At 36.6% G+C, this 6,000-nt stretch carries 10 protein-coding genes and 2 tRNA genes; all 12 read right to left on the bottom strand.

Features of this window, described 5'->3' with window-relative positions; translation table 11 throughout:
• Nucleotides 1-69 precede the first annotated feature (69 nt).
• Nucleotides 70-1,308 carry a phosphopyruvate hydratase gene (gene eno / locus QMD61_02830; GenBank protein MDI6723562.1) on the bottom strand — a complete coding sequence of 413 codons (1,239 nt, stop codon included), beginning with the start codon at nt 1,306-1,308 and terminating at the stop codon, nt 70-72.
• A 28-nt stretch (nt 1,309-1,336) separates the two neighbouring features.
• Nucleotides 1,337-1,507 carry a DNA-directed RNA polymerase subunit K gene (locus tag QMD61_02825; protein MDI6723561.1) on the bottom strand — a complete coding sequence of 57 codons (171 nt, stop codon included), beginning with the start codon at nt 1,505-1,507 and terminating at the stop codon, nt 1,337-1,339.
• A gap of 56 nt (nt 1,508-1,563) precedes the next feature.
• Nucleotides 1,564-1,712 (bottom strand) — tRNA-Gln (locus QMD61_02820).
• Complete coding sequence (locus tag QMD61_02815) at nt 1,713-1,880, bottom strand: DNA-directed RNA polymerase subunit N (GenBank protein MDI6723560.1); 168 nt, start codon at nt 1,878-1,880, stop codon at nt 1,713-1,715. It lies immediately after the preceding tRNA gene.
• Between the two features lie 123 nt (nt 1,881-2,003).
• The gene (locus QMD61_02810; GenBank protein MDI6723559.1) at nt 2,004-2,405 is read right to left on the bottom strand and encodes a 30S ribosomal protein S9; all 402 of its coding nucleotides are present in this window, start codon (nt 2,403-2,405) and stop codon (nt 2,004-2,006) included.
• 8 nt (nt 2,406-2,413) lie between these two features.
• The gene (locus tag QMD61_02805) at nt 2,414-2,842 is read right to left on the bottom strand and encodes a 50S ribosomal protein L13 (protein ID MDI6723558.1); all 429 of its coding nucleotides are present in this window, start codon (nt 2,840-2,842) and stop codon (nt 2,414-2,416) included.
• Between the two features lie 21 nt (nt 2,843-2,863).
• Nucleotides 2,864-3,223, bottom strand: coding sequence for a 50S ribosomal protein L18e (locus QMD61_02800; GenBank protein MDI6723557.1), 360 nt, complete (start codon nt 3,221-3,223; stop codon nt 2,864-2,866).
• The gene (locus QMD61_02795; protein MDI6723556.1) at nt 3,220-4,020 is read right to left on the bottom strand and encodes a DNA-directed RNA polymerase subunit D; all 801 of its coding nucleotides are present in this window, start codon (nt 4,018-4,020) and stop codon (nt 3,220-3,222) included. Before QMD61_02795 ends, QMD61_02800 begins: the two co-directional genes overlap by 4 nt.
• A gap of 1 nt (nt 4,021) precedes the next feature.
• A complete protein-coding gene (locus tag QMD61_02790; protein MDI6723555.1) occupies nt 4,022-4,414 on the bottom strand; it encodes a 30S ribosomal protein S11 in 393 nt (130 codons plus the stop codon).
• A gap of 21 nt (nt 4,415-4,435) precedes the next feature.
• Nucleotides 4,436-4,966 carry a 30S ribosomal protein S4 gene (locus QMD61_02785; GenBank protein MDI6723554.1) on the bottom strand — a complete coding sequence of 177 codons (531 nt, stop codon included), beginning with the start codon at nt 4,964-4,966 and terminating at the stop codon, nt 4,436-4,438.
• 24 nt (nt 4,967-4,990) lie between these two features.
• A complete protein-coding gene (locus QMD61_02780; GenBank protein MDI6723553.1) occupies nt 4,991-5,443 on the bottom strand; it encodes a 30S ribosomal protein S13 in 453 nt (150 codons plus the stop codon).
• A gap of 351 nt (nt 5,444-5,794) precedes the next feature.
• Nucleotides 5,795-5,879, bottom strand: a tRNA-Ser gene (locus QMD61_02775).
• Between the last annotated feature and the right edge of the window lie 121 nt (nt 5,880-6,000).

The raw sequence follows: 6,000 nt of genomic DNA, 5'->3' as shown, positions 1-6,000 counted from the left end.
GCACCGTCACATTTATCATAGTCAATTGTTATTTTAACCATTTATTTCACCGTATTTAGATTATTATTTTTAGATATCTCCCATTTTTGGATTTATCATTTCTTCTTCTATTCTGATAAGTTCATTTAACTTTGCTATTCTTTCTCCACCTAAAGCACCTGTTTTAATAATAGGGCTTGAGAAAGCCACTGCTAAATGAGCTATGGTATCGTCTGTTGTTTCTCCTGACCTGTGTGATACAACAGGAACATATCCATTAGCTTTTGCAAGCTTTACTGTTTCATAAGTATCAGTAAGAGTTCCAATTTGATTTGGTTTTATTATAATTGAATTTGCAGCCCCTGCATTGATTCCCTCTTGAAGAATTTCAGCATTTGTTACAAAGATATCATCACCACAAATAAGACACTTATTTCCAACTTTTCTAGTTAAATCTGCAAATCCTTCGAAATCACCTTCACGAATTGGATCTTCCATAAAGAACATGTTATAAGTGTCAATAATTTCTTCAACAAAATCTATCTGTTCACCGGTGTCTCTTTCAACGCCCTCTTTTGCATAAACATACTTTGAGCCATCCCACATTTCACTTGCAGCCATGTCAAGGCATGGTCTTATTCTAACTCCAGTTTCATCGCTTACTTCTTCACATGCCCTTGCCTGAATTTCAAGTGCATCCTCGTTGGTGAGATTCGGTGCCCATCCGCCTTCATCTCCTTTTCCACCGGTGAAGGTGCTGTCCTTGGCCTTTATAAATTCTCCAATCTTTTTGTGAACACTGGAATTTGCAAATACCGCTTCTTTAACATTTTGTGCACCTACTGGAAGGATTAAAAATTCCTGTATATCTGGTGCGTTTTTACCGGCGTGAGCTCCACCGTTTATCATATTTCCCAGAGGGTATGGAATCTCATTTTTCATATTTCCTCCAAGGAATTTGTATAACGGCATATTGTATGATGCAGCGGCTGCTTTTGCAGTTGCCATTGAAACAGCGACTATTGTGTTACCGCCTAAAGAAGATAGATTATCAGTACCATCTATTTCCTTTAAAACCGCATCTATATCATTTAAATCTTCGGCATCCATACCAATAAGTTCGGATGAAATTATATCTTCAACTTCACTTATTATTTTGTCAACACCGCCTTCTGGAAATGCCGTAACTTCTCGTATCCCTGTACTTGCACCACTCGGTGCTGCGGCTCTTCCAAACCCATTCCAGGTTAATACATCTACTTCTACTGTAGGGTTTCCCCTGCTATCTAAAATTTTTCTAACACGGACGTCTTCAATAATACTATCCACAAAAACACCTCTTTTGGAAAAAAAATGGTTATTTTCTAATATCAAGAGGAATTAAACCTTTTTTTAGTTCTAAAGTTGCAATATCTATTGGATCAAGCGCTTCCGTTACTTCTATTTTTGGTTTTGCTCCCATTGATAATTGAAGAGCTCTTGCACCAATAATCCTTGCTTTCTCAAATCTTGTAAGTTTAGATGACATAACATCTTCTCCTAAAAAATGATTCATAATTGAATCATAAAATATATTTATCGAAATGGGGCTGCCGAGATTTGAACTCGGGTCTCCAGCGTTCCGGTGTGACCATCCCCGATTCAGTTGAAAAAATATTGAGTAGAGACAAGCGTCCTGCACTGAATACTTCTTTCAATGGCTGAGAGGATGGACCAAGCTACCCTACAGCCCCTTACCAAGCCTCAACATGAGCTATTAACATTCTTCTACAACAATATTTATTTAGTCCAAGATCGTCAAGGACTTCTTTTGGGTTTTCCCCATCTTCCACCCTTTTGGTGTATTCATCAAAATAGGCGGATATAACTTTACCACAGCTTATACATCTTACAGGAATCATGTTTTATCATCTTTCATTTTTTTTAAAGCTAATTTATTTCCTGCAAAAAGGAAATAAATTATTTTATTAAATAATCTTTCTGTATCTCTAAAAGGAAAATTACAGGAAGACTTTATATTTTGTTTATCTGTAACTCTTCTGTCTTCTTGCTCTGGCTCCTCTTCCACCATACTTTTTAGGTTCTGATCTCCTTGGATCTCCTACAAGCATGGTTCTGTCGTACTGGATGAATTTTTCCTTTAAATCCATGTCACTTGTCCATTGTATAAGACCTTTGGCTATTACCATACGTGCTGCTTCAGCCTGTCCCATTACGCCTCCGCCAACAACTTTTACATCTATGTCTACACTATTCACAATATCCCCAGCAAGTTTTAATGGTTCTGTGATTTTGAGTCTTGCAAGTTCAGGACCATAGAGTTCTACAGGGCGTTTATTTATTCTGATTCTCCCTTTTCCTTCTCTGAATCTACCTCTTGCAATTGCAGTTTTCCTTTTTCCGCTTGTGTGAATTACTTTTTTCATTATTTCACCTATACTTCAAACTTTGCCCCAAGTAATCTGGATACTTCCCCAAGTTCTATGCTTTTTTTAATGTTTTTAGGTTGTGCATCCTGTACTTTGAAAACTTCAGCGTCTTCAAATTCTTGTGGTACTCCCACGTAAACTTTAAGCCCTTTAAATGCTTCTCTTCCAGTGGTTTTTCTGTAGGGTAACATCCCCCTTACAGTTCTTCTAAAGATATCGTCAGGTCTTCGAGGATATTTTGGCCCCATTCTTCTGGGGTTTGATATACTTGCCCTGTCAACCCTTTGTTTGTATCTTGCGTATGCCCATTCTTTTGTACCTGAGATTACAATCTTTTCGGCATTTAATACTACTATTTTCTCGCCATTCAGGAGTTTTTTACTTACAGTACTTGCAAGTCTTCCCAGTACGAGTCCTTCTCCATCTATAATCATTAAAAACACCTTCTTTAATAATTACTCAATTATCCTTATTCTATTTCCCTTTGGATTTTCATCGAGTATTTCAGAGATATTTAAACATTCTCCTCCAGCGGCGGCTATTTTTTCCTCAGCTTTTTTTGAAAAGCCAAGAGCCACTACTTTGACTTTATGATCCAGTTCACCGCTTCCCAGTATTTTTCCTGGAATCAGAACAGTTTCATCTGGAGATGAATGTCTGTTTATTTTTGATATATTAACCTCTGCTTTCCTTCTTGTTGATCTTTCAAGCCTTTTTGCAATATCTTTCCATATTGCAACTTCTTCCTGGTATGATTTCTCTTTTAGAGTTCCAATAAGCTCAATGAGTTTAGGATTTGTTTTTGTGAATTTCATTTCTTAGCTCCTCCTTTACAAAATGCCACAATTTTTTCTGATTTCTGGCTTAGAATATCACATGCATTTTTTAGGACTTCTTCAGGAGATAATGATCCGTCTGTTTCAATTTTAAATATGAATTTATCATCCACTGCATCAACATGAATTGCGCCCTGTTCACAGTTATTCATGCATGTTTTGCATGCAGAACAATTTTCAATGTCTGTTATGATGATTTTATTCTCAGATTCATCATATTCTAAAACGTTTTTTGGACATTCATTTACACATTTCATGCAGACTTCGCAACTATCATCTATTGTAATTAATGGATAGTATTTGTATGCACATGTTGTTGTTGGCTGCCATTTTGCATGTTCCAATCCGATTCCAAGTTTTGCTATTGCCTCTAATTCAACTTCTTCTCCTTCTTTTAACTTTAAAAGAGGTATGCTATCATATACTGGCCTTACAGCTTCATGAGCTGAAACCAGATCTCCGGAATAGACCACTTTAGGTCCTTTTTCTTTTAGAATTAATGATGCGCTGCAACTTGGACAGTCATCATCGCAATCACATTCGGATGGAAGTACAAAAGCTTCTAAATCTGTTTCCAATGGTACTAATCCTAACCTGTGGGCTAAAACTTCATCAAATAATGTTGAATCATTCTTAAATATTGAAACTGTGTCTATTGCCATTGTTGAAACTTCAACTGTGCATATTCTCCTTATTGCATTTATAAAGGATACGTCTACATCTTCGACGATAAATGTAAGTTCATTATCGTTCTTTTCTTTAATATCTATCTCCATGTTAGACCCTTCTTCCCCTTTTACCTCCGGGCCTTCCAGTACCATCATGAGGAATTGGAGTAACATCTTCTATTTTTCCAATTCTGATACCTGCTCTTGCAAGGGCTCTTATTGTAGCCTGTGCACCAGGTCCTGGAGTTCTTGGTCCGTTTCCACCAGGGGCTCTTACTTTAATATGCAATCCTATAATTCCTTTTTCTTTTACATCTTCTGCTGCTCTTGTAGCCGCTTCCATAGCTGCAAAGGGGGATGATTCCTGTCTATCTGCCCTTACCACTTTTCCACCAGACCACTGGGTAATTGTTTCTGCTCCGGTTATGTCAGTTATGGTTATTATTGTGTTGTTGAATGATGAATAAATGTTAGCTACGCCCCATCTTTCTTTCTCTGCCATATTATCACCTTAAAAATTTAATTATGCCTCTTCAGTACTTTTCTTTTCTGTTCTTTCTTTGTACTGTTTTTCTACTGGTGAAGAATGATAAAATCCTATTAAGTCTTCTTCGCCTCTTTTAACAAGATAGCTAGGTGAATCAATTTTCTTTTCATTTAAAGCTATGTGTCCGTGTACAACAAAGACTCTTGCTTCTTTTGCTGTGTTTGCAAGTCCTTTTTTATGTACCATGGTCTGTAATCTTCTTCTTAGAACATCTTCAACAGTTAGATCAAGTACATCTTCAAGTTTTGCTTCTTCCCCTAATATACCCATCTTTACAAGGTGATTTATGAGATCTTGTCTTTCTCTAATTGTCTGCTCAGTTACCATTCCTAAAAGATGTCTTGCATCTCTTCTGTACCTTTTAACCATGGTTTCAGCTTTCCAGATCTCTTTTTTGCTTTTAAGACCGTATTTCTGAGCCAGTCTGTTTTCTTCTTTTATTCTGGCAGCATTCCATGGATGAGATGGTGTATCGTATTTTTTTCTGGATTTTCTTGGATGTCCCATATTAATAACTCCTTTCTAAATAAATTATCTTCCTCTTCTCCTTCTAACACCAACAGATGATCCTTTTCTGAAGGTAGATTTTGTTCTTTGACCTCTTACTGGAAGTCCAACTTCATGTCTTCTCCCTTTATAGCTTCTGGTCTTTTTCATTCTGTTTAAATCATCTCTTAATGTCATCATAAGATCTGATTCAATTAAGTGAACTGTTTCACCTGTTTCGTAATCATTACGTCTGTTTAACATCCAGTCAGGGACATTATTACTTTTAGGATCTCTTATAACTTCTTCAATTTTTTCTACTTCATTGTCAGAGAGATATCCAATCTTTTGATTTAAATCAAGATCCATAACTATGCCTATTGACCTTGCTAATGCTTTTCCTACACCTTTAACGTCAGCAAGAGCATTTTCAATGGTTTTATTACCATTTATATCTTTTCTGGCAATACGGACCATATGCTTAAAGTCTTCTTCCATTTTTTATTCCTCCAAAAATGACATTTTTGGGTTCGAAAAATACTCTGTATTTTTCTCAACTCCAGTAAATACGAAATGCCTTTATTTCATTATTTTAGTTTGTTGATTTGTACGATTGAATTTTATTTGTGCAGTATTTCTGTATTCAGTTTATTTGGACGGGTGAATACAAAGATACATCTTGGATCAAAAATGCTCGCTTATTTCCGCAGCAACATTGTTTTTCGGGCTGCAAAATCGAAGATTTTGCATAGCCCCAAAATCTACGATTTTTGACGGCTTTTTTGAAAAGGGTGGAGTGCTCTTGAAATCGAAGATTTCAAGGCGCCAAAAAATTTTCAATTTTTTGAGCGCCGGGACTGGGATTTGAACCCAGGCGGAGCCACGCTCCACAAGATTTCCAGTCTTGCGCCTTACCAAGCTAGACTATCCCGGCATACGATTATTTTTTTTGAGATGGGCAGAGGCATTTTTTAACCTTTTAATCAACTTTTTTCTAAAAGCCCTAGAAAACTTAGTTTTCTGGGTGCCAAAAATTCAAAGAATTTTTGAGCAGT

It is taken from the genome of Methanobacterium sp. (assembly GCA_030017655.1).
GTDB lineage: Archaea > Methanobacteriota > Methanobacteria > Methanobacteriales > Methanobacteriaceae > Methanobacterium_D.
The sequence above is the reverse complement of the archived record's forward strand: the minus strand, read 5'-3'. Positions and strand labels throughout refer to the sequence as shown.

Bases quoted from the DNA above. Each gene is read 5' to 3' on its own strand.
- QMD61_02795 (MDI6723556.1), bottom strand. From the start codon at position 4,020: ATGGAGATAGATATTAAAGAAAAGAACGATAATGAACTTACATTTATC.
- QMD61_02800 (MDI6723557.1), bottom strand. From the start codon at position 3,223: ATGAAATTCACAAAAACAAATCCTAAACTCATTGAGCTTATTGGAACT.
- QMD61_02790 (MDI6723555.1), bottom strand. From the start codon at position 4,414: ATGGCAGAGAAAGAAAGATGGGGCGTAGCTAACATTTATTCATCATTC.
- QMD61_02815 (MDI6723560.1), bottom strand. From the start codon at position 1,880: ATGATTCCTGTAAGATGTATAAGCTGTGGTAAAGTTATATCCGCCTAT.
- QMD61_02825 (MDI6723561.1), bottom strand. From the start codon at position 1,507: ATGTCATCTAAACTTACAAGATTTGAGAAAGCAAGGATTATTGGTGCA.
- QMD61_02805 (MDI6723558.1), bottom strand. From the start codon at position 2,842: ATGATTATAGATGGAGAAGGACTCGTACTGGGAAGACTTGCAAGTACT.
- QMD61_02810 (MDI6723559.1), bottom strand. From the start codon at position 2,405: ATGAAAAAAGTAATTCACACAAGCGGAAAAAGGAAAACTGCAATTGCA.
- QMD61_02785 (MDI6723554.1), bottom strand. From the start codon at position 4,966: ATGGGACATCCAAGAAAATCCAGAAAAAAATACGATACACCATCTCAT.
- QMD61_02780 (MDI6723553.1), bottom strand. From the start codon at position 5,443: ATGGAAGAAGACTTTAAGCATATGGTCCGTATTGCCAGAAAAGATATA.